This is a genomic window from Haemophilus parainfluenzae (assembly GCF_003252725.1).
Classification (GTDB): domain Bacteria; phylum Pseudomonadota; class Gammaproteobacteria; order Enterobacterales; family Pasteurellaceae; genus Haemophilus_D; species Haemophilus_D parainfluenzae_L.
The window spans coordinates 93,151-119,091 of the sequence record NZ_QEPO01000004.1 but is presented as its reverse complement, the minus strand read 5'-3'; the positions used below and the strand labels follow the sequence as shown (position 1 = coordinate 119,091).

General features: G+C 40.3%; 25 protein-coding genes and 1 pseudogene. 8 read left to right on the top strand and 18 right to left on the bottom strand.

All coding sequences use genetic code 11. The features are described 5' to 3' along the window. The 13 genes from fruB to gpt form a co-directional block, all read right to left on the bottom strand. On the bottom strand, window positions 1-1,521 hold the full coding sequence (gene fruB, locus DPV85_RS06430) for a fused PTS fructose transporter subunit IIA/HPr protein (RefSeq protein ID WP_111327451.1): 1,521 nt from the start codon (window positions 1,519-1,521) through the stop codon (window positions 1-3). Window positions 1,522-1,595: 74 nt separating this feature from the next. After that, the gene (locus DPV85_RS06425) at window positions 1,596-2,126 is read right to left on the bottom strand and encodes an HI_0449 family lipoprotein (protein ID WP_049365129.1); all 531 of its coding nucleotides are present in this window, start codon (window positions 2,124-2,126) and stop codon (window positions 1,596-1,598) included. Between the two features lie 81 nt (window positions 2,127-2,207). Continuing rightward, window positions 2,208-3,518, bottom strand: coding sequence for a polyamine export protein PaeA (paeA, locus tag DPV85_RS06420; RefSeq protein WP_111327450.1), 1,311 nt, complete (start codon window positions 3,516-3,518; stop codon window positions 2,208-2,210). A gap of 109 nt (window positions 3,519-3,627) precedes the next feature. Further along, window positions 3,628-4,152, bottom strand: a complete 525-nt coding sequence (locus DPV85_RS06415; RefSeq protein WP_111327449.1) for a DUF1523 family protein — start codon at window positions 4,150-4,152, stop codon at window positions 3,628-3,630. A 26-nt stretch (window positions 4,153-4,178) separates the two neighbouring features. Continuing rightward, window positions 4,179-4,961, bottom strand: coding sequence for a YchF/TatD family DNA exonuclease (locus DPV85_RS06410; RefSeq protein ID WP_111327448.1), 783 nt, complete (start codon window positions 4,959-4,961; stop codon window positions 4,179-4,181). Beyond that, complete coding sequence (locus DPV85_RS06405) at window positions 4,949-5,950, bottom strand: DNA polymerase III subunit delta' (RefSeq protein ID WP_111327447.1); 1,002 nt, start codon at window positions 5,948-5,950, stop codon at window positions 4,949-4,951. Before DPV85_RS06405 ends, DPV85_RS06410 begins: the two co-directional genes overlap by 13 nt. Continuing rightward, on the bottom strand, window positions 5,947-6,579 hold the full coding sequence (tmk, locus tag DPV85_RS06400) for a dTMP kinase (protein ID WP_049373750.1): 633 nt from the start codon (window positions 6,577-6,579) through the stop codon (window positions 5,947-5,949). Before tmk ends, DPV85_RS06405 begins: the two co-directional genes overlap by 4 nt. Next, the gene (gene mltG / locus DPV85_RS06395) at window positions 6,579-7,628 is read right to left on the bottom strand and encodes an endolytic transglycosylase MltG (RefSeq protein WP_049373751.1); all 1,050 of its coding nucleotides are present in this window, start codon (window positions 7,626-7,628) and stop codon (window positions 6,579-6,581) included. The genes tmk and mltG overlap by 1 nt, the downstream gene beginning before the upstream one ends. 63 nt (window positions 7,629-7,691) lie before the next feature. Further along, window positions 7,692-8,624: a peptidylprolyl isomerase gene (locus DPV85_RS06390; protein WP_049373752.1), complete on the bottom strand. Its 933-nt coding sequence runs from the start codon at window positions 8,622-8,624 to the stop codon at window positions 7,692-7,694. A gap of 77 nt (window positions 8,625-8,701) precedes the next feature. Continuing rightward, on the bottom strand, window positions 8,702-9,241 hold the full coding sequence (gene pyrR / locus DPV85_RS06385; protein WP_041918208.1) for a bifunctional pyr operon transcriptional regulator/uracil phosphoribosyltransferase PyrR: 540 nt from the start codon (window positions 9,239-9,241) through the stop codon (window positions 8,702-8,704). A 79-nt stretch (window positions 9,242-9,320) separates the two neighbouring features. Continuing rightward, window positions 9,321-12,800, bottom strand: a complete 3,480-nt coding sequence (gene dnaE, locus DPV85_RS06380; protein ID WP_049373753.1) for a DNA polymerase III subunit alpha — start codon at window positions 12,798-12,800, stop codon at window positions 9,321-9,323. 35 nt (window positions 12,801-12,835) lie between these two features. Beyond that, window positions 12,836-14,065, bottom strand: coding sequence for a phosphoribosyltransferase (locus DPV85_RS06375; protein ID WP_049373754.1), 1,230 nt, complete (start codon window positions 14,063-14,065; stop codon window positions 12,836-12,838). Between the two features lie 79 nt (window positions 14,066-14,144). Beyond that, on the bottom strand, window positions 14,145-14,603 hold the full coding sequence (gene gpt, locus DPV85_RS06370) for a xanthine phosphoribosyltransferase (protein ID WP_049364228.1): 459 nt from the start codon (window positions 14,601-14,603) through the stop codon (window positions 14,145-14,147). Window positions 14,604-14,714: 111 nt separating this feature from the next. On the opposite strand from gpt, the gene DPV85_RS06365 reads away from it, so the two are divergent. After that, window positions 14,715-16,163: an aminoacyl-histidine dipeptidase gene (locus tag DPV85_RS06365; protein ID WP_049373755.1), complete on the top strand. Its 1,449-nt coding sequence runs from the start codon at window positions 14,715-14,717 to the stop codon at window positions 16,161-16,163. 52 nt (window positions 16,164-16,215) lie between these two features. On the opposite strand, the gene htpX is transcribed toward DPV85_RS06365, so the two are convergent. Both htpX and mobA read right to left on the bottom strand, forming a co-directional pair. Further along, window positions 16,216-17,067 (bottom strand): protease HtpX, encoded by an 852-nt coding sequence (htpX, locus tag DPV85_RS06360; protein ID WP_197560098.1) that lies wholly within the window; start codon window positions 17,065-17,067, stop codon window positions 16,216-16,218. 78 nt (window positions 17,068-17,145) lie between these two features. Continuing rightward, window positions 17,146-17,712 (bottom strand): molybdenum cofactor guanylyltransferase MobA, encoded by a 567-nt coding sequence (gene mobA, locus DPV85_RS06355; RefSeq protein WP_111327445.1) that lies wholly within the window; start codon window positions 17,710-17,712, stop codon window positions 17,146-17,148. 66 nt (window positions 17,713-17,778) lie between these two features. Between mobA and DPV85_RS06350 the strand changes: the two genes are divergently transcribed. From DPV85_RS06350 to DPV85_RS06325, 6 genes are all read left to right on the top strand, one after another. After that, window positions 17,779-18,045 carry a YihD family protein gene (locus tag DPV85_RS06350; RefSeq protein ID WP_005694923.1) on the top strand — a complete coding sequence of 89 codons (267 nt, stop codon included), beginning with the start codon at window positions 17,779-17,781 and terminating at the stop codon, window positions 18,043-18,045. A gap of 9 nt (window positions 18,046-18,054) precedes the next feature. Next, window positions 18,055-18,660, top strand: coding sequence for a thiol:disulfide interchange protein DsbA (gene dsbA, locus DPV85_RS06345; RefSeq protein ID WP_049364231.1), 606 nt, complete (start codon window positions 18,055-18,057; stop codon window positions 18,658-18,660). A gap of 55 nt (window positions 18,661-18,715) precedes the next feature. Then, window positions 18,716-19,051: a MaoP family protein gene (locus DPV85_RS06340; protein WP_049364310.1), complete on the top strand. Its 336-nt coding sequence runs from the start codon at window positions 18,716-18,718 to the stop codon at window positions 19,049-19,051. A gap of 100 nt (window positions 19,052-19,151) precedes the next feature. Next, window positions 19,152-20,243 (top strand): tRNA (uridine(54)-C5)-methyltransferase TrmA, encoded by a 1,092-nt coding sequence (trmA, locus tag DPV85_RS06335; protein ID WP_111327444.1) that lies wholly within the window; start codon window positions 19,152-19,154, stop codon window positions 20,241-20,243. Beyond that, the gene (locus DPV85_RS06330; RefSeq protein ID WP_111327443.1) at window positions 20,225-20,992 is read left to right on the top strand and encodes a class I SAM-dependent methyltransferase; all 768 of its coding nucleotides are present in this window, start codon (window positions 20,225-20,227) and stop codon (window positions 20,990-20,992) included. The genes trmA and DPV85_RS06330 overlap by 19 nt, the downstream gene beginning before the upstream one ends. Next, entirely contained in the window at window positions 20,986-21,426 is a 441-nt protein-coding gene (locus tag DPV85_RS06325) for a SoxR reducing system RseC family protein (RefSeq protein WP_165816485.1), read from the top strand. Before DPV85_RS06330 ends, DPV85_RS06325 begins: the two co-directional genes overlap by 7 nt. A 106-nt stretch (window positions 21,427-21,532) precedes the next feature. On the opposite strand, the pseudogene DPV85_RS06320 reads toward DPV85_RS06325, so the two are convergent. Both DPV85_RS06320 and DPV85_RS06315 read right to left on the bottom strand, forming a co-directional pair. Next, window positions 21,533-22,379 (bottom strand): annotated as a pseudogene (locus DPV85_RS06320) (amino acid permease). A gap of 198 nt (window positions 22,380-22,577) precedes the next feature. Next, complete coding sequence (locus DPV85_RS06315) at window positions 22,578-23,582, bottom strand: ornithine carbamoyltransferase (protein ID WP_111327442.1); 1,005 nt, start codon at window positions 23,580-23,582, stop codon at window positions 22,578-22,580. Window positions 23,583-23,811: 229 nt separating this feature from the next. Here DPV85_RS06315 and cpdB point away from each other — a divergent pair, with 229 nt between their 5' ends. Beyond that, window positions 23,812-25,785 (top strand): 2',3'-cyclic-nucleotide 2'-phosphodiesterase, encoded by a 1,974-nt coding sequence (cpdB, locus tag DPV85_RS06310; RefSeq protein ID WP_111327441.1) that lies wholly within the window; start codon window positions 23,812-23,814, stop codon window positions 25,783-25,785. A gap of 57 nt (window positions 25,786-25,842) precedes the next feature. On the opposite strand, the gene DPV85_RS06305 is transcribed toward cpdB, so the two are convergent. Beyond that, window positions 25,843-25,941, bottom strand: coding sequence for a methionine/alanine import family NSS transporter small subunit (locus tag DPV85_RS06305; RefSeq protein ID WP_111327440.1), 99 nt, complete (start codon window positions 25,939-25,941; stop codon window positions 25,843-25,845).

Here is a 25,941-nt window from a genome sequence, read left to right as displayed (position 1 = left end):
TTACCCCCGACCTTCGCCTAAACCACTTTCAATGACTGCACCAATACCGTCAATCGCTTGCTGAGCTTCTTCACCGCTCGCGACAAAACGTAGGCGATGACCTTTCACGACACCTAGCGCCACAATTTTCATCAAACTTTTTGCACTGACTAATTGGGTGTCACGATCTAAGTTTTGTACCGCAACTGACGCATTGTATTTTTTCACTTCATTAACCAGTACCGCGCTTGGACGAGCATGTAAACCGTGTTCATTACGAATCATAAATACGGCTTCAATGGCATCGGCTGGTAAACCTGTTTTTTCTTCGTGAATTTGTGGTGCGTGCTCACTACTTACTTCAATGGTATCTGGTTCAGCAGGTGGCACAGCTGATACGCTTTCGCCAAGCCCACTCGCAATAATCTTACCTAAGGCTTCAATAGCTTGTTTCGCATCATCCCCTTCTGCAACAAAACGTAAGCGATGACCTTGAGTGACACCTAATGCCACAATTTTCATCAAGCTTTTTGCACTAACTGGTGCGGTTTCTCGAGTAATATTTTGTACGGTAATCTTGGAGGCGAATTTTTTCACTTCATTAACAAGCACCGCACTTGGGCGAGCATGCAAGCCATGTTCATTACGAACAGTAAAGGTACCAATCACTGCACCCGTAGCGATTTGACCTTCAGATTGAGCAGCTGCTGCAACTGGCACTTTACCACCATTAAGTGCGGTCAAAATTTGCTGCGTATTACCACTTAATAAAATATTTTGGACTTCATCATCCAATAAACACGCTAATGTCTCATTGATTTGGTCACTGACAGCCGAAATCGTCAACACGCCTTTCACCGCTTTGCCATTATGACTAAAAATGGTTTTCGCACGACTGAATGCCAACGCATTTTTCAAGTTACCTGATACGGCATCGGTTACCCATAACCCTTTGCCAAGTGGCAGAGCAGAATTGGAGACTACTTCAGAAACAAAGCTATTTTCAACCGCACTTTGCTGTTGTAATTTACCTGCATTGATGGCGGTAAGGGTGAGCAAACTTTGCGTTTCAATATCTAAACTTAATGTTTCTTCAGTAATGCTAAAAGAATCGCTTTCACCTAACAAAATCGCACGGAATTTTTCAACATCTGTTAATGTTGCTAATTGTGCCGCGGTGTCTTCATCACCTAAAACATGCGTTAATTGACGAAGTAAAGCAAGATGCTCATCAGAACGGGCAGCAATACCAATTACAACATAGGCAATATTGCCTTCACCCCACTCAATACCTTGTGGAAATTGGAAAACTTGCACACCGGTTTTTTTCACCATCGAACGGGTTTCTAATGTACCGTGTGGAATCGCAATCCCATTGCCTAAAAAAGTGGAGGTTTGTTGTTCACGTCCAAGCATGCCTTGTAAATAGCCTTGTTCAACATTACCAGCTTGCTCCAACGCACTTGCAGCCATTTCAATAGCTTGCAGCTTATTTGTTGCCGTAGCATTTAAATGAATGTTGCTTTCCGAAAGTTCTAACATTCTTGCTCCTTCACATTGATGATTTAAAAAAAGAAAAGCTGCTGATGAGATCGCTCATCAACAGCTCAAATTGATTATTGGCCGGTACAGGCTTTGAGTAGCATTTCGCTACCTTGGGAAATGTAAGCGTCATTTTCACCGCGCTCTTTGCCTTTTTGCAAATCACGCATTGCATCGTAGATCCCTTGTGTCACACTTGGTGAATCCACTTTTTGCCAACAATTCGCGCTTAAGCGGCTGAAGTTAGTTTGTAATGCTTCTGCATGCAACACACCACTGTAGTAAGCATACACATCAGAATCATGGCCACCCGTGTAGAGCTTATCTTGAATTTGTTTGATTGGCACAACAATACGACCGAGATACCAGTCATTCGCACCACTTGCAAAATTATCCACAAAGAAATTTTTCGTTACACGATCTTTATACGTTGCCACTGTGGCTTCATAAGCTGCCGCATAAGATTTTTGGTCGATTTTATCTTTATCTAAATCAATGACCTTTTTGTCTTTACCCATAAATGGAATGTAAGAGGTCATATCTGAAATCGAAGAACAACCCGCAAGCATTACTGCCACAAAGAATACCGAGATTTTTTTAAACATTAAATTTTCCTTATTTATAGGCGGTTAAAACCGCCATTAATTATACTTAGAATGGGGAGTTAAGCAAGGAAACGCCTAGCACTACGCTGATTCTTTGCTCACTCCGCTGTCTTTGACAATCGAAACTAAAATTTGATCAATTTTGAAGTTTTCGGTATCAATGACTTCAAATTTATATTTATCGTATACGACAAAATCGGTTTTTTTCGGGATTTTGCGTAACATATACATCATAAAGCCACTAATAGTCTCGTAATTTTCTGAATCAGGGAAAGATTCAATATCCAAAACGCGCATCACATCTTCAAGCGGCGTTGCCCCATCAATCAACCAAGAGTTTTCATCACGGCTGACGATTTGCTCTTCTTCATTAGAAACCAATTCTCCCATCACAATACTCATCACATCGTTCAAGGTAATTAAGCCCATTACAAGCGCATATTCATTGACGATAATCGCAAAGTCTTCACCTGTAGATTTAAATAATTCCAATACTTCGTATAGCGACAGCGTATCCGGGATAAATAACGCTTTACGTAATAAACGGCTATCCGTTAAATCTACCACTTCTTGTTGAAGATAGAGTGTTAATAAGGTATGTGATTCCACATAACCTAAAATCTTATCCAAACCATTATCACAGATCACTAATTTAGAATGAGAGTCTGCCGATAAGGTATTCAACACTTCCTGACGAGTAAAAGTGCGGTCTAAAAATACGATGTTTTCACGGGTCGTCATGGTTGAAGACACGGTGCGCTCTTGCATCTCAAAAATGTTTTCAATCAAATAATGCTCTTGTGTTTTTAGCACACCCGCTTCAGCTCCCGCTTCTACGATAGCCACAATGTCTTCTGGCGTCATGTTATCTTCACGTTTAGTCGATATTCCCATTAAACGAAATAAAGCATTAGAAATACCATCAAAAAACCATACAATCGGTTTTAAGAAGAAAATAAAGGCCTGCATAATGCCAACAGTTCTAAGTGCCACACCTTCTGGATTAATTAACGCAAGACGTTTCGGCATTAAATCGGCAAATAAAATAAATGTCGTGGTGACAATGAAAAAGGAAATCCAAGAAGAAGCCGATTCTACCCATTCTGCCTTAGTGTATTCATGCAAAAAATTCTGCAAGTAAAGTCTAAGAGTTGCTTCACCAATCACCCCTCCTAATACAGCAACCATATTAAGTCCAATTTGTACAACAGTAATAAAGCGGCCTGGTTGCTCTTGTAATTTCAAGATTTTCTCAGCTGTTATATTGCCTTCACTAGCCAATGTTTGTAATTTAATGCGTCTTGCACCAGCGAGAGAAATCTCGGCTGATGATAAGATTGCACTGATAATAATTAATACGATTAAAATTAAAATCGCTGCAGATAAACTCATAATGTTCTCTTTATTGGTTTTAAAGTGCGGTTAATTACCGCTGGTTTTTAGGTTAGAAATGTTATTATTAAATTGTTAGGGCGTTCTATGACGCCCCATTTGAGAAACGCTAATTTTCGCTGTCGAACCAGCCGCGTACAAATTGTACTGAAAGGAAAAGGGTAACTAATAGGAATGCATAGAATACCCAAGATAAAATTGGATGACTTGGTGTGATATCATCGCTGATTTCTTTCACCGAAACCGCATTACGATATTCATCGAACATAGTCATCCGCCAACCGTAATACTTGATTTGTACTAATTTGTTTTCATTACCTAAAGCTTGCACTTGGGCCTGTAAGTTCGCTGAACCAAATTTAAAGTAGAACGGGAAACCCCAACGGGTATCTTCATTACGATACACCATGATTTTGCCATCATCATTTTGTGTATTGATAAAATACACATCGCGCGTTGGACCATCAGCCGGATTCGATTTTGTAATCGGACCATCTTTATCCACACGTTTCACTTCCACACCGGTTACTCGCGTTACATCATAGTGTGGGAAAACGTAGTCCACCACGGCAAACATAAAGCCGTGAAAAACAAAGACCACTAAAAATAAAAAGTATTTAAAAAACTTACGCATAAAACTCTCTCATTTAAATCGATGATTTATTGTACATTAATTTTAAATAAACGCTCGAAGTTTTGTGTACTAATTTGCGCAAATTCTTCCATTGAAAGCCCTTTTAACGCAGCCACATATTCACACACCTCTCGCGTATAGGCAGGTTGGTTCTCTTTGCCACGATAAGGCACGGGCGCTAAGTAAGGCGAATCCGTTTCAACTAACAAACGATCTGCCGGTACATAACGAATTGCCTCGCGAATACTTTCCGCATTTTTAAAGGTAATAATACCCGAACAAGAAATATAAAACCCTAAATCAAGTGCCTTTTTCGCAAAATCTAAGGTTTCCGTAAAACAATGAATTAATCCACCGCACTTTTCAGCATGATGTTCACGCAACATGGCAATAGTATCTTCTGGCGCTGAACGCGTATGAATAATCACGGGTTTATCCACTTCATTAGCAATTCTGATTTGATCCGCAAAAACCGTTTGCTGCAATGCCTTATTATCTGCACTGTAATAATAATCCAAACCAATTTCGCCAATTGCGATCACTTTTTTATCTTGGGATAAACGTAATAAACGATCGGCATCGTAAGGTTCTTCTTCAAGATCTAGTGGATGTACACCGCAAGCCAAAGACACATTCGGAAATTTTGCTAACTCAGGGTAAGCTTTTTCAAAACGGCTTAATGTTACGCCAATCGCCAATAAATGCTTCACATCTCGTGCTTGGGCTTTGGCCACAACATCAGCAATATCTTTGTGTAAATTTTCATAATCCAATGCATCTAAATGGCAATGGGAATCTACGATAAACATAATTTATTTATGTCCTTAAATACGTCGGTAATTAACTTCGTCAAACCATCTAATAACATTAATTCTGTGTTAACGCCGTTGATAGTGAGTAAATCCGAGCGTACTTTTTGCATAATTTTATTTGCGGTTAATAACCCAAGCGCTGTTTGCTCGTCTGCAAATTGAGTTACACCTGTTTTAAGATCAAGTGTTTGCCAGCCACTTTGTATTTCGAGTTTGTATTTAATGGCATCGCTTAAAAACGCTAAGATCCAATCTACTTGCTGTACGGTGCGTTCTTTTTCAAAGAAAGGCAAAATTTCCAAAGGCGAACGACGACGATAAAACAGCCAAAATTGACGTAGGAAATTCTTCCGTTGTTCAATTAATCCTTGTTGAAGTGTTTCCAATGCTAACAGTGGACGACCCAAATTCATCGCAAGTGCGGTCAATAATTCGGATGTTTCTGCCTGAAATTGAGAAGAAAGCCAAGTTAAGGCTTCTGCTTCCGTTGGCAAAGGCACATTCCACACTTGGCAACGGCTGTAAATAGTCGCTAACAACGAAGAGGAAGGTTCTGTTTGCAATAAGAAATACGTGTTCGGACGTGGCTCTTCCAAGGTTTTGAGCAATGCATTAGCTGCCGCTTCCGTAAGACGTTCTGCATCTTGAATATATACTAATTTATTGCCGTTTTGTTGCGCGTGTTGGCTGACAACCTCATTAATTGCCCTTACCTGATCAACACCAATATCTTTGCCTTCTTGAGAGGCTAAAACATGAAAATCAGGGTGACTGTGCGCTGCCATTAAATGGCAAGCATGACAATGGCCACAAGGTACATTATCTGGCGTTTGACACATAATGCGTTTTGTTAAAGCCTCAAACAAACCTTCAGCACCGAGACCTTGATCAGCTTTAATCAATAATGCATGATGCCCCAAACCTTCGCTAAAAGTTTGGCTAATTTTGTGATAAGTAGGCACTAACCAAGGATAAAGTTCGCTCATTTTGCTTGTGAAACCCACCAATTTTTGACCGCACTTTGTATGTCTGCTTGTACTTGTTCCAAAGGCTGACCCGCATTAATAATGGCGGTTTTCGGGTTGTTCTGCACCAATTCCAAATAACGTTGGCGGGTACGATGGAAGAAATCGAGTCCTTGTTGTTCAATGCGGTCTAATTCACCACGACCTCTAGCACGAGCAAGCCCTTCTGCAGGATCAATGTCTAAATACAGTACAAAATCAGGCTCAAAATCGCCTAATACCATATTTTTTAAATTCGCCATAAGCGTTTGGTCAAACTGACGCCCACCGCCTTGATAGGCCTGTGAAGACATATCATGTCGATCACCTAGCACAATTTTACCTTCTGCCAATGCTGGCTTAATCACATTTTCTACCAATTGAATTCGTGCCGCATAAAGCATCAATAATTCGGCTTTATCCGTAACTGGCTCTTCTGTTTCATGTTTGATTAAATGGCGTAATTTCTCTGCTAACGGTGTACCGCCTGGCTCACGAGTAAACACGATATCATTTACACCAAGGGATTTTAATGTATCCACCACCGTTTGCATGGCGGTACTTTTACCTGCACCTTCTAGCCCTTCAATCACGATAAATTTGCCTTGCATTAGTGGGCTCCTTTTTGTTGGTTACGATACCAATGTAAATATTCTTGCACTGCTTTATTATGCTCGTTCAGATTACGAGTAAATTTATGACCACCACTTCCATCGGCAACAAAATAATAAAAATCTGTTTTTGCTGGATGCGCCACGGCCTGCAAAGCACTTTCACTCACCATCGCAATTGGGGTTGGTGGTAGCCCCTCAATCATATAGGTATTGTACGGGGTTATCGTTTCCAAATCTTTCTTACGAATATTACCGGTATAACTCTCACCCATTCCATAAATCACGGTTGGGTCAGTTTGTAGTTTCATATTGGCTCTTAAGCGATTAATAAATACGGAAGCCACTTGTGGGCGCTCCGCCGCAATACCCGTTTCTTTCTCCACAATAGAAGCCAAAATCAACATTTGATACGGATCCGCTAATGGGAGATTTTCATCGCGTTCACTCCATGCTTTATCCAAGGCTTTTTGTAGACGAGTCGTTGAACGTTTTAATAATTCAAGATCAGTCGAATTTGGCGTATAATTATAGGTATCTGGATACAACCACCCATCCATGTTATTCCATTCGTAAACGGCTTTTGCAACGGCTGGAATATCTAATAACGCCATAATTTCTTTATCACTTTTACCTTGCAAGGTTTGTTTTAAGTGCGGTGCGCTTTCAAGGTTTTTACGCCATTCCTTGAACGTTTTCCCTTCAATAAACTTCACGCTAAATTGCGCTTCCTTGCCGGAATTGAGCATATCCAATAAATCTTGTAACGTTTTCACGCCCGTTAAAGAATAAGTCCCCGCTTTCACTTTGTTGAGTTGCGGTTGTAATTTCAATAACCAAGGTAATAAATCGGCATGTTCAAGAATTTTTTCTTGCTCTAATAAAGCGGCAAGTTTACTGCCTGTGGTTCCTCGCTCAATTGTCAGCAATTGATCTTGCGTGACATTCACCGGCGTATGAACAAACTCCGTTAGTTTTTGATAACCCAAAAAACCAACACCGCTAAGAATAAGCAGAAGAATCAGTAAAAAGACAAAAAATTTTTTCATGCGTCACTCATTTTATAAAAACGACAAAAGGGGCAAAATGCCCCCTTATTCTAACGGTTTCTGTTATTTATCGAAATATTGAATATCAGCATTTTTACGTAATGCTTTCACCCAGTCTTTGGTTGCATCTTGTAATTGGCTATTAACAATTTGTTCATAAGCTTTTTGACGATAGGCATCTTCTGTTTTATCGCCATCACGACTGCCAGTTACTTCGAGAATATGCCAACCAAATTCAGATTTAAACGGTGCAGAAATGGTACCTTGTGGGGTTGTTTCAACCATTTTTGCAAATGGGCCCACATAAGCTTCTGGGAAGGCATAACCTAAGCTACCGCCATTCGCGCCTGATAAATAATCTTTAGAATATTTTAATGCGGCATCAGCAAATGTCATTTTGCCAGAAATAATCTCACTACGAATACGCTCTAATTCTGCTTTTGCTTGCGCATCATTCAGCAATGGGTTTAATTTTAATAAAATATGACGAACTTCATACTCTTTGCCCATCACTTTTTGCGCCGTGCCTTTTGCTTTTGCTTCATCAAGCATTTGTTTACCCAATGCATCCACTTGCTCGCGAGTCACATCTACGCTATTTTGAATAGCATGGTTACGCACACCCGCCATTAACATTTGGCGAGAAATTTGTTGCTTAAATGCATTTAAGGAAATGCCTTGATAATCGAGCGCATCTAAGAATTGACCATAAGTTAAACCGTTTTTCGCTGCAATATCTTCTACGATACGGTTTACTTCCGCTTGGTTTACTTTTACACCTGATTCTTTGATCGCTTTCTCTGTCAGCATATCATCAATAATCTTATCTAATGCTGCACGTTGGCTACCTTTTTTACCCATCACAGCATTCACTTGGCTTTGTAAAATTGGTGTACCATTTACGGTCGCCACAACGCGTTCTTCTGCTTGTACTTGAGAAAAAGTAAACAGACCGATCATGGCAAATAAAAGAGATTTTAACATTGATTTTTTCATTTTAGTTGTCTTAAAAAATAATAGGATAATGCTCGTTAGATTATCAATTTTATCAAAGGTTCACAATAGGCTGATCGTTATTTAGGCAATAATGCCACTTCATAACAACCATCATATTTTAATGTACGCACCTGAACTTGTTCATCACGGGAAGTCGGCACATTTTTACCTACATAGTCTGCCCGAATCGGCAATTCACGATGTCCGCGATCCACTAAAATCACCAATTCAATTTTAGCTGCTCGACCAAAATCCGTTAACGCATCCATTGCAGCACGAATGGTTCTTCCAGTGAATAGTACATCATCGATTAAAATGACTTCTTTACCCTGAATATTCATATAACTGGAGGCACCACTATACACAGGAGTTGGATTTTCAGGTTCAACATACTCTAAGTCATCACGGTAAAACGTGATATCCAATTCCATCATTGGAAGACTTACACCATTCAATTCTTCAATGCGACGTTGAATCAATTCTGCAATTTCTGCTCCACGACGTTTTACCCCAACTAAAATCACATTATTGAAATCTTGGTGCTTTTCAATAATTTCATGGGAAATACGTGAAATGGTGCGTAAAAATCTGTCTGCATCAATAATGATTTTTTCCATTTTATCTCTCGCTTTGTTTATATCGCCTAAAGTGCGGTTAAAAAACACTGATTTTTTTGACCGCACTCTTACTGGAATATTAACCGAATTCTAGCTCTACCGCATTTTCACCGAGCAAATTCACCAATTCTGTTAGAATCTCATCCGTTGGTGTAATCGACCATTGAATCCCTAAACGCAATAACGCACGGCCTTTTGCACTTTGATAATATACGTTAATTGGTAAAGTGCCGCCACTAACAGGTTCTAACATTTCTTTCAGTTTCTTAATAAAACTTGGGCTAATCTGCTCCTCGGACAAGCTAATGGCCAAAGATTTCGCATAACGGGAACGCGCCTCATCTAAAGTCATCAAATCCCGTACAGACATTTTTAATCCGCCTGAAAAATCGTCAAAACTTACCTGGCCAGATACCACCACAACCGTATCTTTTTGCAGTTTTTCACCAAATTGGTCTAAACTTTCTCCAAATAGGGTTAAATCCAAACGTCCAGAACGGTCATCAATGGTTGCGATACCAATCCGATTGCCTTTTTTCGTTGTTGCAAAACGAGTTGAGACTAACAAACCAGCTGCTGTGCTAATTTGCCCACGGCGATTCGGAGTAAGATCTTTTAATCGAGTAGAACTGTAATGAGAAAGCTCTTTTAAATAACGACTTACCGGATGGCTGCTTAAATACAAACCAAGGGTTTCACGTTCACCATCTAAAATTTGTTTTTCTGTGTAAGGTGGCGTATGAGCGTAAGCATTTTCCACTTCTTCGTGTGTTTCTGTTAGCACACCGAACATATCGGTTTGCCCCATGGCCTCATCTTTTGCATGCTGATCAGAGGCCTTGAGTGCATCTTCTAGATTCTTAGATAACGCCGCACGATGTGGCCCTAACTTATCAAACGCACCCGACATAATCAGACTTTCAAAGGTACGACGATTAATTTTCTTCAAATCAACGCGAGCACATAAATCAAATAAATCTCTGAAAATGCCACCTTCATTACGAGCGGTAATCAATGCATCAATCGGACCTTCCCCCACACCTTTAATGGCGCCGATACCGTAAACAATCTCACCATTTTCATTCACACTAAAATGATGTTTCCCTACATTGATATCCGGTGGGGTAACTTTTAAGCCCATACGTAAACATTCATCGTACAAGCCAACAATTTTATCCGTATTATCCATTTCCGAGGTCATTACCGAGGCCATAAACTCAGCAGGGAAATGGGTTTTCAGCCAAAGGGTTTGGTAAGATACCAATGCGTAAGCAGCAGAGTGCGATTTATTGAAACCATAGCCGGCAAATTTTTCCACTAAGTCGAAAATCTTCATGGAAAGCTCGCCATCAACACCATTTTTCTCAGCACCTTCTTTAAACACAGAGCGCTGTTTCGCCATTTCTTCCGGTTTTTTCTTACCCATCGCACGACGTAATAAGTCCGCACCACCAAGAGTATAACCTGCTAACACCTGAGCAATTTGCATGACTTGCTCTTGATACAAAATAATACCGTAAGTTGGCTCTAAAATCGGTTTAAGGCTTTCATGTTGATAGTTTGCGTCAGGATAAGACACTTCTTCACGACCATGTTTACGGTCAATAAAGTTATCCACCATGCCCGATTGTAATGGACCTGGTCGGAATAGTGCCACCAACGCGATAATATCTTCAAAACAGTCTGGCTGCAGGCGTTTAATCAAATCTTTCATCCCGCGCGACTCCAACTGGAATACGGCAGTCGTTTCAGATCGCTTCAGCAACTCAAAAGATTCAGGATCATCTAATGGAATAGCGGCAATATCGACTAACGGTTTGCCTTCACGAGTAAGGCGGGCATTAATCATATCTAGTGCCCATTTGATAATGGTGAGTGTACGCAAACCTAAGAAGTCAAACTTCACTAAACCGGCATATTCCACATCATTTTTATCGAAGTGGGTAACAGGATGAAGTCCCTCGTTGTCGCAATAAAGTGGTGCAAAGTCTGTAATCAAAGAAGGCGAAATCACCACACCACCTGCGTGTTTACCCGCATTTCTCGTGACACCCTCTAGCTTACGCGCCATATCAATTAGGGCCTTGACTTCTTCATCTGAATCATATGCCACTTGTAACTGTGGTTCAGCCTCAAAAGCCTTGGCTAAAGTCATGCCTGGGTCAGGTGGAATCATTTTCGAAATACGATCCACAAAGCCATAAGGATAGCCTAATACACGCCCCACATCTCGAATTACCGCTTTGGCTGCCATGGTACCGAAGGTAATAATTTGTGATACCGCACCACGACCATAGGTTTCTGCCACATGATCGATAACACGATCCCGTCCATCCATACAGAAATCCACGTCGAAATCGGGCATGGAAACACGCTCTGGATTGAGGAAACGCTCAAAAAGAAGATCGAATTCAAGGGGGTCCAAATCAGTAATTTTTAGTGCATAAGCGACCAATGAACCCGCACCAGAACCACGCCCAGGCCCTACCGGAATATCATTGTCCTTTGACCACTGAATAAACTCCATGACGATTAAGAAGTAACCTGGAAAGCCCATTTGGTTGATCACATCGAGTTCGACTTGAAGACGCTCATCATATTCCGGTCGTCTTTCTGCCCGTACTTTTTCATCGGGGAATAAAAATGCCAAACGCTCTTCCAAGCCTTCTTTGGATTTCATCACCAAATAATCTTCCGTGCTCAGCTCGCCAGTTGGAAATTGAGGGAGGAAATATTGCCCCAAACGCAAAGTCACATTACAGCGTTGCGCTATTAATACCGTATTTTCAAGTGCAGAAGGAATGTCCGCAAATAAGTCGCACATCTCTTCTTCTGAGCGGAAATATTGTTGCTCGGTATAACGTTTTGGACGTTTCGGATCGTCAAGGGTATAGCCATCATGAATAGCGACACGAATTTCGTGCGCCTCAAAATCATCAGGCTCAAGAAAAACCACATCATTGGTCGCCACAAGCGGTAAATCATGTGCTTCAGCAAGTTTTAATGCAGCTTGAATATAACGTTCTTCATCAGGACGACCCGTTCGGGAAAGAGAAAGGTAGAAATGGTCAGGAAAAAATTCTTGATAAAAACTGACCGCACTTTCCGCCTCAGAGCTATTTTCTTTAAGGAGTTTTTTTGCAATATCGCCTTGTGTGCCACCCGATAAAACAATTACACCCTCACGGTGTTCAATCAACCATTCCTGGTCGATATAAGGCAAGTCCACATAGCCGCGTTGATAGGCTTTTGAAAGCAATAAGGTGATGTTTTTATAGCCTTCATTGTTCTTAGCAAGTAAAGTAAGCGTAAATAATTCCTCACCGCATAACTCGCTTTTAACATGAACATCGGCACCAATAATCGGTTTAATCCCCGAAGAAAGGGTTTCACCATAAAAACGCACCACGCCACAAAAATTAGTAAAATCGGTTAATGCCAATGCGACCATATTATTTGCTGCACACGCTTTGACCAATGGTTTCACTTTTACGATACCATCAATCATTGAAAAATCGGTGTGTGTACGAAGGTGTACAAAACGCGGTTGAGTTGACATCAATAATCCTTATTTTGATAGTTAAAACAGATAACTTAGGCTTTTTTAATATCTATTCTAGCTAAGCCTTCTTTAAAAGCGAATCCATAACGTCTTGGTATTGACGCTTCAAATCGACCATTCTCTACTGTAGTTTCATAGCTGCAAACTTTAAATTCAGGCACACGAATAAAGGAATAATCAACATTCACCATAGGCGATATTTTTGAGTATAACGTCCATCTGACTTTGCACCCTTCTTCAAAAGAGGTTTTCGCATCAAAAACGCTTGCTCCTTCGCAATGCGCAATTTGGTAATTAGGATAAAACTCTCCAGGGAAAGGTTTTGCATCACAGAAATTAAATACTCTATCATGAGCGAATACATCTTGGCGAATATAGCCCCACAACTCTTCAGCAAGGAAATCCTGATCGGCAAAATGACGAGAGTCGTAACCCTTATCAACAAAACGTTGAATTCTTACTTCCATATCAGGCACAGCGCCAGCTTTAGCGCCCCACATCCCCGCTAAAATAAGTGCGGTATGAGAACCTGAATCACGCATCGTATGGAATGAGCGACCATTTTCAATCCATTCAGCCACGGCTTCACTCTCTCGGTGAGAAACCACGGAGTCAGCATCACGGAAGATCACATACTCAGCTTCAGGATCATTAATGGCGAGAAAACGCCACATTGCACCAGGCCATTTATTCACTGGTGAAGTAACATAAACCACTTCTGCACCATTATTTTTTAATCGCTGAATTGCTCCAGTAGAAACTGAATCATCTACATAAAAACGGCATACCCAACCAGGGAATAACATCGGAGAAACCTGTGTATTTAATACAGCCGGTTCAATATATTTAGAGTTATTACCAAATAAAGAAAATGCAATAATTCGTTTACCATTTTTAGGTGCAGGAGCTGGGAGCATTTCCTGTGTCGGAACGGGAATAGCTTTATCTTTCAACTCAAGAGCTAAACTGCCATAAAAGCCTGAACGCTCCCAATTGTCTACGGCACCATAAGCATGTGCCAATAAATCTAAAGCCGGAATATATTGTGCATCTAATTTTAATGTTTTTAATTCTGCTTCAATCGCCTCTTCCCATTTTAATTGTTGCAAATAAACATAAGCAATTTTATGAGGGTATTCGGGATTATTGGGATCAAGCAAGCAAAGCGTTTCAGCCAGCTTGACTGCTTCATCATATTCTTTATTTTCAAGTGAAGAAACGTAAGATCGCTCTAGCGCTTTTTGTGCGTCGATATTATTCATAATCAAAATAAATTGGTCATAATTATTACGCCGGAACTATGAAAGCACCGGCGTAACGAAATTTTATATTCAGGTTTTATTATTTTCTTGCCAATGGTGGCACGAAAGTTAAACCTAAATCCCAAGGTTGTTCAATCCAAGTGTTTTGTGGAATATCAATCACGTAATCATCCACTAACTCAGCACCTGCAGGTTTTGCGAATACCGTGACGAATTTTGCTTTTGGATACATTTCACGAATTGCACGAGCGGTATTGCCGGTATCTACCAAATCGTCTACCACGATCATTCCTTCACCATCACCATCTGCGCGGTGTAATACTTTTAATGCACCTTGTTCATCGTGATCATAACTGGCAATACACACAGTTTCTACGAAACGAATATTTAATTCGCGAGCAAGTACCGCTGCTGGGAATAAACCACCACGGCTTACTGCAATGATACCTTTCCACTGAGTGGCAGGAAGTAAACGTTCCGCTAATTTGCGGGCATGCATTTGGAACATATCCCAAGTCACAACATATTTTTCGCTCATAACAAATACCTTAAACTTTGTCGCTAAATAAAAAAATTGCGGAATTTTAACCTGAAATGGCGTTTTATGCTATGATTTCCGCAAAAATTTTAATGAAAAAAGGAGTTCATTATGTCAGAAATTATCACATTACAACCGCAATTACTTTGGAAATGGTTTGATCAAATTTGTGCGATTCCACATCCATCTCATCACGAAGATGCACTCGCGACCTTTATTGTTAACTGGGCGAAAGAAAAACAATTTTTTGCTGAGCGTGATGAAGCCGGTAATGTATTAATCCGTAAACCAGCCACAGTAGGAATGGAAAACAGCCAACCCGTTGTCTTACAAGCACATTTAGATATGGTGCCACAAGCCAATGAAGGCAATCCTCATAATTTTACCCAAGACCCGATTCGCCCTTATATCGACGGTGATTGGGTAAAAGCACAAGGTACGACACTTGGCGCGGATAACGGTATTGGTTTAGCCTCAACCTTAGCGGTATTGGAAAGTACCGATATTGCACATCCACCACTTGAAGTGTTACTCACCATGACTGAAGAAACCGGCATGGATGGTGCCGTACACCTTCGCCGCAACTGGTTAAAATCAGAAATCCTAATTAATACCGATACCGAAGAAATCGGTGAAATCTATATTGGTTGTGCTGGTGGGGTAAATGCGAATGTTGAGCTACCTGTTCACCGTGAAAACAATCCATTCAGCCACACCTTACAAATTAACTTAAAAGGTTTGCGAGGCGGTCACTCTGGTTGTGATATTCACACCACACGTGCGAATGCAATTAAAGTATTGGCGCGTTTATTAGCAAAACTTTCACAAAATCAACCGCACTTTGCCCTTGCAGAAATTCGTGGTGGCTCAATTCGTAATGCGATTCCACGTGAAGCCGCCGCAACTATTTGTTTCAATCATGATGTAGAAAGCGTAAAAAGTGCAGTCAAAAATTTTGAAGTTTTATTGAAAGAAGAGCTTGCTATCGCTGAGCCAAACTTAACCTTAACCGCTGAGCAAGTTGAAAATCCACAACAAACCTTCACGCTTGAAACCACCAAAAAAGTGATTAATTTGCTGAACGTCTTACCAAATGGCGTGATCCGCAACAGTGATGTCATCAAAAACGTGGTGGAAAGCTCGTTGAGCATTGGTGTATTAAAACCCCTTGAAGATAAAATCAAAGGTACCATTCTTATTCGCTCGCTTATTGAAAGTGGTAAAGAGTATGTAGAAGAAACCTTAACCTCACTCGCTGAACTCACTGGTGCAACAGTTGAATTTTCAGGTTCTTACCCTGGTTGGAAACCAGTAAATGACACGGCAATTTTGACATTAATGAAAAAACATTATGCAGAAGTGCTTGGCAAAGAGCCTGAGATTAAAGTGATTCATGCAGGGCTTGAATGTGGCTTGTTGAAAGAACATTATCCGAATATTGAGATGATTTCTGTGGGGCCAACTATTCGCAATGCGCATTCGCCTGATGAAAAAGTCCAAATTTCAACAGTACAAACGTACTGGGAGTTACTCACTAAAGTCTTAGCGGATATTAAATAATCTACAAATAAAAGGGCTAAATATTACATTTAGCCCTTTATTTTTTTATCTTTTATAAACTACGTAATGCTTCGATACGTTTTTCAAGTGGAGGATGGCTCATAAAGAGTTCGCTACGTTTGCCGTTAATCATAAAGGCATTAAGTGAACCTTCCATCTCTTGCGGCTCATGAATTTGTTGTAAACGTTGCAATGCCGCAATCATTTTTTCTTTACCCACAAGCTGTGCAGAACCTGCATCTGCGCGATATTCGCGATAGCGTGAGAACCACATCGCGATAATGCTAGCTAAAATACCAAACAAGATTTCTAGCACCATTGAGACTAAGAAATAAATGCCTGAGCTGCGGCTTTCTTCATCGCCATTACGAGAACTTGCCACCACATTGGCAATTACACGAGATAAGAAAATCACGAAGGTATTCAATACGCCCTGTAATAAAGTCATGGTCACCATATCACCGTTCGCAATGTGTGATACCTCATGAGCCAGTACCGCTTCTGCTTCTTCTTCCGTCATGGAGTTTAATAAGCCTGTACTAATCGCCACTAAAGAATTGTTTTTCGTTGCCCCCGTAGCAAAAGCATTCGCATCATTAGAATGGTAGATCGCCACATCTGGCATTGGGATGCCTGCTTGCTGTGCTTGACGACGTACAGTTTCCACTAACCAACGCTCAGCTTGATTACTCGGTTCAGTAATCACTTCCGCGCCCACAGAGCGCAATGCCATGGTTTTTGATAAAAATAACGAAATCAATGATCCGGCAAAACCGAAAAGCATTGCCATAATTAAAATGCCACCTGTACTATTTCCTGCAATACCGGTCACATTTAAAATAATCCCTAACACAAGCATCACAGCAAAGTTAGTGGCTAAAAATAAAAGGATTCGCATCATAATAAAGTTCCTCAATAAAATAGAAAGTAAACACTGCAATAATGGAGAATTTTTTGCAAAATTCAAGGTTAAACAAATAATTTATTGTAAATCTTCTAAGGTATTAAAATTTACAAATCGTCCTTCTTGTTCGTCAAATTGGACAGCAACCGCGCCATTTTTGTTCATAAATTGTAATAAACGACGTTCGCCTTCGTTTAAATAAGCGCGTAACGTCTCTTTAAGCTGAACGGACATCAAACAAAATGTCGGGTGTTCACGCTCTTTATCTTTTGCATAAGCCATTAAAGCGCAGTCATTTTTAACCGCACTTTTTAGTTTTTCTAATAAGTTTTGTGGAAAATACGGGCTATCACAAGGCACAAAAAGTACAAAATCCGTTTTAGCTTTTTCGAGTGCTGTTAACATACCGCTCAACGGCCCCTGAAAATCAGGCAATTCATCTGAAAATACGGGAAAACCCCATTGTGCATATTCCGCATGGTGACGATTAGCATTAATCGAAATATCAACCACTTGAGGTTGTAAGCGATCAATCACATGGCTAATTAATGGTTTATTTTGTAAAAGCTGCAAGCCTTTATCCGCACCATTCATCCTCCGTGCTTTTCCACCCGCTAAAATAACCGCACTTATTGTGTATTTCATATTTTCTTATTGCCTTATTTGAAGTATGATCTAGCCTTATTTTTCTCCATTTAAAAGGAAATAGCAATGAAATGTAAGCGTTTAAATGAAGTATTGGAACTTTTACAACCTTATTGGTCTAAAGACCCAGATCTGAGCTTGCTACAAATTCTGCAAAAAATTGCTGATGAAGCAGGTTTTGATAAACCCGTAGCAGAATTATCTGATGAAGTGATTATTTATCATTTAAAAATGCACGGCACAGATAAACTTGAGCCAATTCCTGGCATCAAAAAAGATTATGAAGAAGATTTTAAAACCGCCTTGTTAAAAGCGCGTGGAATTATTAAATAAGGAAAACAAATGAAAAAAGTTTTATTTTTACTCGGTGCTTTATTTTCATTTAATGCATTCGCAGCCAACCTAGAAGAAGGCAAACAATACGTTCAAGTGAGTCAAACAGCTTCCGCACAACCAGAAGTGATTGAATTTTTCTCATTCTACTGCCCACATTGCTATGCCTTTGAAATGGAATACCACATTCCAAAACAAGTTGCAGAAGGCTTGCCACAAGGCACTGAATTTAAACAATATCATGTTAACTTCTTAGGTCGTCAATCTGAAAACCTCACTCGTGCATGGGCATTAGCGATGGCTCTTGGTGCAGAAAGCAAAGTGAAAGCGCCTTTATTTGAAGCCGCACAGCAAGATAAATTAAGCTCAATGGATGATATTCGCAAAATCTTCATTGATAACGGGGTTACAGCTGAACAATTTGATAACAACATCAACAGCTTTGCTGTAAACGGTTTAGTGAATAAACAAGTAAATGCAGCGGAACAGTTTCAAGTACGTGGTGTACCTGATTTTTATGTAAATGGCAAATATCGTGTGAACCCTGAAGGCTTAAATTACGATGATTTCGTCAAAGATTACGTAGAAACCGTGAAAGGTTTATTGCAAAAATAAAAAAAAATTGGTTTAATGCCTGCCGTTTTTAAATATAAAGAAGAGAGATGATATTATGGCTGCTAGTTTCAGTGTTACTCGTCGTTTTTTTGACGACAAAAACTACCCACGCGGATTTTCCCGTCACGGTGATTATACAATCAAAGAATCCCAAGTATTGGAGCAATATGGCCAAGCGTTTAAAGCATTAGATTCAGGCGAGCGCAAGCCAACGACAAAAGAAGAAAAAGAATTTGTTGCTTTTTGCCGTGGTGAACGTGCACCGGAAACTTTCTTCGAAAAAACGTGGAATAAATATCGTACTCGCATTAACACAACAAAACGTGTTTACACCTTATCAGGTGATGTGAGCGAAGCGGCTTCTGGCGGCGAAGATTATTCTGGCGAATAATACATTTTAAAAGGCAGGCAGAAGCTTGCCTTTTGTTTTTTTACCAATCCCCATGCTTGCCAAGGGCTGTGGGATATTTATCATTCAAACGTAAACATCAATGCAACTACCCATTTCCCAATATACCGAACTCCTGCAAAAAAAGACCGAAAAGCTGACCGCACTTTTGCAGCCCTTTAACGCCCCAGAAATAGCCGTGTTTGATTCGCCGACCAGCCATTATCGGATGCGTGCAGAATTTCGTATTTGGCATGATAAAGGCGATTTTTATCACATCATGTTTGATCAAAGCACTTTGCAGCGTTATCGAGTGGATGAATTCCCAATTGCCAGCGAACTGATCAATCGCATGATGAAAACCTTACTGCCATTGTTAAAAATGCAGGAAGTATTACATAAAAAACTGTTCCAAATTGATTATTTGAGCACGCTCAGCAATAAGATTATTGTAAGCCTGCTTTACCACAAGCAACTCACAGAAGAATGGCAAAGCGCTGCTACACGCTTAAAAGAAGAATTACAACAACTTAGTTTTGATGTGCAGCTGATTGGTCGTGCGAGTAAACAAAAAATCTGTTTAGCGCAGGATTTTGTCGATGAAGTATTACCGGTGAAAGGGCGTAATTATGTTTATCGCCAAGTGGAAAACAGCTTTACCCAGCCTAATGCAGCTGTAAATTGCAAGATGTTGGAATGGGCGATTGATTGCACTCAAGGTTCTCAAGGGGATTTATTAGAGCTGTACTGCGGTAACGGCAATTTCTCTATCGCCCTTGCACAAAACTTCCGCAAAGTTCTTGCTACCGAAATCGCTAAGCCATCCGTTGCTGCCGCACAATTTAATATTGCGGAAAATAAGATAAATAATCTGCAAATTATCCGTATGTCCGCAGAAGAGTTTACCCAAGCAATGAATGGCGTACGTGAGTTTAATCGCTTAAAAGGTATTGATTTAAAAACCTATCAATGCAATACGATTTTTGTTGATCCACCACGAGCAGGGCTTGATCCTGACACGGTAAAACTGGTGCAGAATTACGATCGTATTTTGTATATTTCCTGTAATCCTCATACCCTTTGCGAGAACTTACAGACCCTAAGCCAAACACACCGCATTGAAAAAGCGGCACTGTTTGACCAATTCCCTTACACGGATCATATGGAAAGCGGCGTATGGCTGGTGAGAAAATAAAAATTCAACTGCTTGCTGAAGAGGGAACATTGTCAGAATTGACCGCACTTTGTTCCCCTTTTAGTATCGAGCATTGTACTGAAAGTCCGCTTGCATTGGTGCAAACTGAAACCCATCTTGCCCTGCGTAAACTAGACGAGCCGAAATTTGGCGATGTATTTGTGGATTTCGTAGCCGGTGCAATGGCCCATCGTCGTAAATTTGGCGGTGGACGTGGCGAAGCTATTGCCAAAGCTGTAGGCATTAAGGGCGCAGAATTGCCGAGCGTGATTGATGCCACAGCAGGACTTGGTCGAGATGCTTTTGTTTTAGCTTCTATCGGTTGCCAAGTGCGCTTAGTAGAACGCCATCCAGTGGTATATTTGCTTTTACAGGATGGGCTCAACCGTGCCTATCAGGATGCAGAAATAGGCGAAATGATGCAACAAAATATGCGTTTACTAGATGTTCATCATATTGCCGAACTCAATCCACAAACCGAGAGTGCCGATGTGGTGTATTTGGATCCAATGTATCCACATAAGCAAAAATCCGCCCTAGTTAAAAAAGAAATGCGCGTATTCCAGCATTTGGTTGGTGCGGACTTGGATGCTGATGAGCTCTTGACACCTGCGTTACAATTAGCCCGTAAACGCGTAGTGGTAAAACGTCCTGATTATGCGGAATTTTTAGCGCAAAAAGCGCCCCATGTCAGTCGTGAAACCAAAAATCACCGCTTTGATATTTATATGGGAGAAGCACAATGCTAAAAGAAAGTGCCGTTGTGATGAGCTATGATGCGGAAACAGGCCTTGCTAAAGTAAAATGTCAATCACAAAGCGCCTGTGGAGCTTGTTCGGCTAGAGAAGCCTGTGGAACAGCTTCCCTTTCTGAACTTAACGGAAAGCGAGGCGAGCATATTTTCACGCTAGAAACCATCACACCACTCCGTGCAGGTCAAATGGTAGAAATCGGTCTAAAAGAAAAATCCATGCTTCTCTCCGTACTATTAATGTATATCGCGCCACTTTTCACTCTATTAGTTGCAACATTACTTTCTAGCTATATCAGTGAAAATGAGCTCATCCGTGCGATTTTAATCTTTATTTTGACCGCACTTTCCTTTGTGATGGTTAAACGTTACACCCGAAAACTTGATCAACAAACAGAATTTCAGCCTGTTTTGTTGAGAGTATTGTCCTAAATAAAAAGAACGGTTGAAAACAATTAAATTTTCAACTGCGCTTTTATACTTTAAGCTTATTGCAACTCGAAAGGCCTACATGAAAATGTAGGCTTTTCTTTTTTAATTAAGCTTGTGATTTTTTAAGGTCAAATTTGTAAGAAACAAAACCATACAATGTCCAACCGATAAAGGTCACAATTGAACCATATAACATCGCTTGTTCACCTGCTGCATAAAGCGCATAGATACTATAGAGTGAACCAATAAAGGCAACAAAGACGGTTGTTTTATATTTTTGTGACGCAACATTCTCTGCTTTCAATAACACAGCAAGTGCTGCCATTGAGAGCAAGTATGGAATAACGTTTGTTACTACCGCGAGGTCCACCAACACATTGAATTGTTTATTTAATGATGGGCTGATTGTCATTAATGATAGTAATGTTTGTAACGCAGTAATGGTTACCATACCAATGATTGAAATACCTACCACAGGAATAATTACACCTCAAATAGTGAATGAACTGATGTTACCCGTAATTCTTGCGCCACCGAAGTTAAGAATAGTAGCAAGCCAAAGAGTGAAGATTGTCCATAATGCGATAGAAAGTGGAGAAAGGGTTGCACCGAGGAACTCAGAACCATAACTTACAGCAGAAATCGCAATCGCAGTATTCACAATAACTAACGACACACCATAAGTATAGTTTGCCATGAAGTTACCAGCTTTACCGAAAGAGTATTCAGCATAGCCGCCCATACCACCGGTATTTTCTACTAAACATACCGCATTGTGCGAATGCATAAGCTAAGGCTGTTGAACCAACTGCGGTTACGAGCCAAGAAACAATGGAAACAGTCCCAATTTCGGCTAATTTGCTCGGTAACATAATGATACTGGAACCCATCATATTAACCATGGTAAGAATGGTAATTTTAACCACTCCAATTTTATTACTTTTAGCACTCATAATTTATACCCCTTAAAGTGCAATAAAATAACAATATATAATTTTTAATTATAAAAAATAAAGTGATAATTTATTTTAACTGAGCTAGTTTTAAAATATACTTCTTACCTGTTATACGTAATACAAAAAATATTTATAAATTTATCTGGAGACTCTCTAAACAGAGAAAATAACTCTGTTTAGAGATTAAAAATTATATTAAGCTAAACTCGCCACCATGACTGCTTTAATCGTATGCATACGGTTTTCTGCTTGCTCAAAGGCAATATTCATCGGTGATTCAAACACCTCTTCAGTCACTTCAATACCGTTTGCTAATTCAGGATACTTTTCAGCAATTTGGCGACCCACTTTAGTTTCACTATTGTGGAATGCAGGCAAACAGTGCATGAATTTTACTTTTGGATTACCTGTACGCATCATGAGTTCAGGCGTTACTTGATAAGGAAGCAATAGCTTAATGCGCTCTCCCCAAGCTTCTAATGGTTCACCCATTGAAACCCAAACATCCGTATGCACAAAATCAACACCGCTTACAGCTTTATCGATATCTTCCGTTACAGTAATCCGCGCACCGCTTTCTTTAGCAAAACTTTCACACATCTCAACAAAACTTGCTTCAGGTAATAAGGCTTTTGGGCCGCAAATACGCACATCCATCCCCAGTTTTGCTCCAATCAGTAAAAGAGAATTCCCCATGTTATTGCGTGCATCACCAATATACACATAACTAATTTGACGAAGTGGCTTGTCACAATGTTCAATCATCGTGAGAACATCCGCAAGCATTTGTGTAGGATGAAACTCATCCGTTAAACCATTAAATACCGGCACACCAGCATGATCTGCAAGCTCTTGCACAGTACTTTGTTTAAAGCCCCGATATTCAATCGCATCATACATCCTCCCAAGAACACGAGCCGTATCCTTCATGCTTTCTTTATGCCCAATCTGAGAGGAATTTGGATCAATGTAAGTCACTTGTGCACCTTGATCATGAGCCGCTACCTCAAAGGCACAACGAGTACGTGTTGAGGTCTTTTCAAAAATGAGTGCGATATTTTTACCTTTAAGCTGAGGTTGCTCTGTTCCGGCATATTTAGCACGTTTCAAATCACGTGATAAATCTAACAAATAATTAATTTCGCGTTCTGAATGATGAACAAGACTCAATAGGTGTCTATTTTTAAGATTAAAAGCCATAACGATCTCCTTATCAGATGCCATCAAATGCAGGCCACCTTACTATGAATGACTTAATTTTTAACGGATTGGATAGCCTATTTTTGTCCCAAACGTGAAGTTTTGCAACTGAATTCAATCCGTTATTTTGTGATGTGTATCACACTTCATCTCAGAACTTTATATTGCGCTTTCTTTATATGTAAAAGAGATTTAAAATCCCGTCGATTCTCACACAACAGGAGCACATATGATCAACAGAAGAGATTTCATCCAGCTTGGCGCAAGCAGCATTTTAGCGTTGAGTGCGAGCCGTTTTGCTTTTGCAAAAAGCGACACACAAGTCGATTTACGTATTGTGGCAACAACCGATATTCACAGTTTTTTGACTGACTTCGATTACTACAAAGATGCACCTACTGAGAAATTCGGTTTTACCCGTGCAGCAAGCTTGATTCGTCAAGCTCGTCAAGAAGTGAAAAACAGCGTTTTAGTTGATAACGGTGACTTAATCCAAGGTAACCCCATCGCTGACTATCAAGCGGCTAAAGGTTACAAAGAAGGCAAACCAAACCCAGCTGTAGATTGCTTAAATGCAATGCACTATGAAGTGGGAACATTAGGTAACCATGAGTTTAACTATGGCTTAGGTTATTTAGCCGATGCGATTAAACAAGCGAAATTCCCTATCATCAATGCCAACGTAGTGAAAGTCGGTACTGAAGAGCCCTATTTCACGCCTTATGTGATTCAAACCAAAGAAGTGGTGGATAGCCAAGGCAAAACCCATAAACTAAACATTGGTTATATCGGTTTTGTGCCACCACAAATTATGGTGTGGGATAAAGCGAACTTACAAGGCAAAGTAGAAACGCGCGATATCGTGAAAACTGCACAAAAATATGTGCCAGAAATGAAACAAAAAGGCGCCGATATTATTGTAGCACTTGCACACACTGGCCCATCTGACGAGCCATATCAAGAAGGTGCAGAAAACTCAGCATTCTATCTTGCTGATGTACCACACATTGATGCGATTGTTTTTGGTCACTCTCACCGTTTATTCCCGAACAAAGAGTTCGCTAAATCACCAAATGCAGATATTGCTAAAGGTACCGTAAAAGGCGTGCCTGAAAGTATGGCAGGCTACTGGGCAAACAACATCAGTGTAATCGACTTAACCCTTGCTCAACACAACGGCAAATGGTTAGTAACTGATGGTAAAGCGGTACTTCGTCCAATTTATGATGCCGAAAACAAAAAAGCGACCACAGAAAGTGATGCAGAATTGACCGCACTTTTAAAACCTGTGCATGAAACCACCCGTGAATTCGTAGCACAACCAATCGGTAAAGCGACCGATAACATGTACAGCTACTTAGCGTTAGTACAAGATGACCCAACAATTCAAATTGTGAACCAAGCACAAAAAGCTTACGTTGAAAAAGTAGCACCAAGTGTTGCGGCAATGGCGGGGTTACCAATTTTAAGTGCGGGCGCACCATTTAAAGCAGGTGGACGTAAAAATGACCCAACAGGCTATACTGAAGTGAACAAAGGTGAATTAACCTTCCGTAACGCAGCAGACTTATACCTCTATCCAAACACATTAGTTGTGGTAAAAGCAACCGGTGAAGAATTGAAAGAATGGTTAGAATGTAGCGCAGGTATGTTTAAACAAATCGATCCAACAAGTGACAAACCACAATCTTTACTTGATTGGGAAGGTTTCCGTACCTATAACTATGATGTAATTGACGGCGTAAATTATGAATTCGACCTTACTCAACCAGCGCGTTATGACGGCGAATGTAAATTGATTAACCCGAACTCACACCGTGTGGTGAATTTAACTTACCAAGGTAAACCGGTTGATCCAAAAGCAGAATTCTTAATTGCAACTAACAACTATCGTGCTTACGGTAATAAATTCCCAGGCACAGGCGATGCACACATTGTTTACGCTTCTCCTGATGAAAACCGTCAAATCCTTGCGGATTACATCAAAGCAGAGAGTGAAAAACATGGCCATGTAAACCCAAGTGCGGATAAAAATTGGCGTTTTGCACCGATTAAAGGTAACGATAAACTAGATGTGCGTTTTGAAACCTCACCAAGCGAACAAGCAGCTAAATTCATTCAAGACAATGCACAATATCCAATGAAAAAAGTCGGCACTGATGAAGTTGGCTTTGCGGTATATCAAATCGATTTATCGAAATAACAAAAAAGGGCGTGCTCAGCACGCCCTACTTATTTTAAAGTGCGGTCAATTTTGACCTTATTTTTCTTCTTTTGGAAGTCTAATTAAAGCAAAGATCAAGCCGCCCCAAATAATCAAAAGCGACACAATCATCATTGTAAGTGCAATACCTGTCAT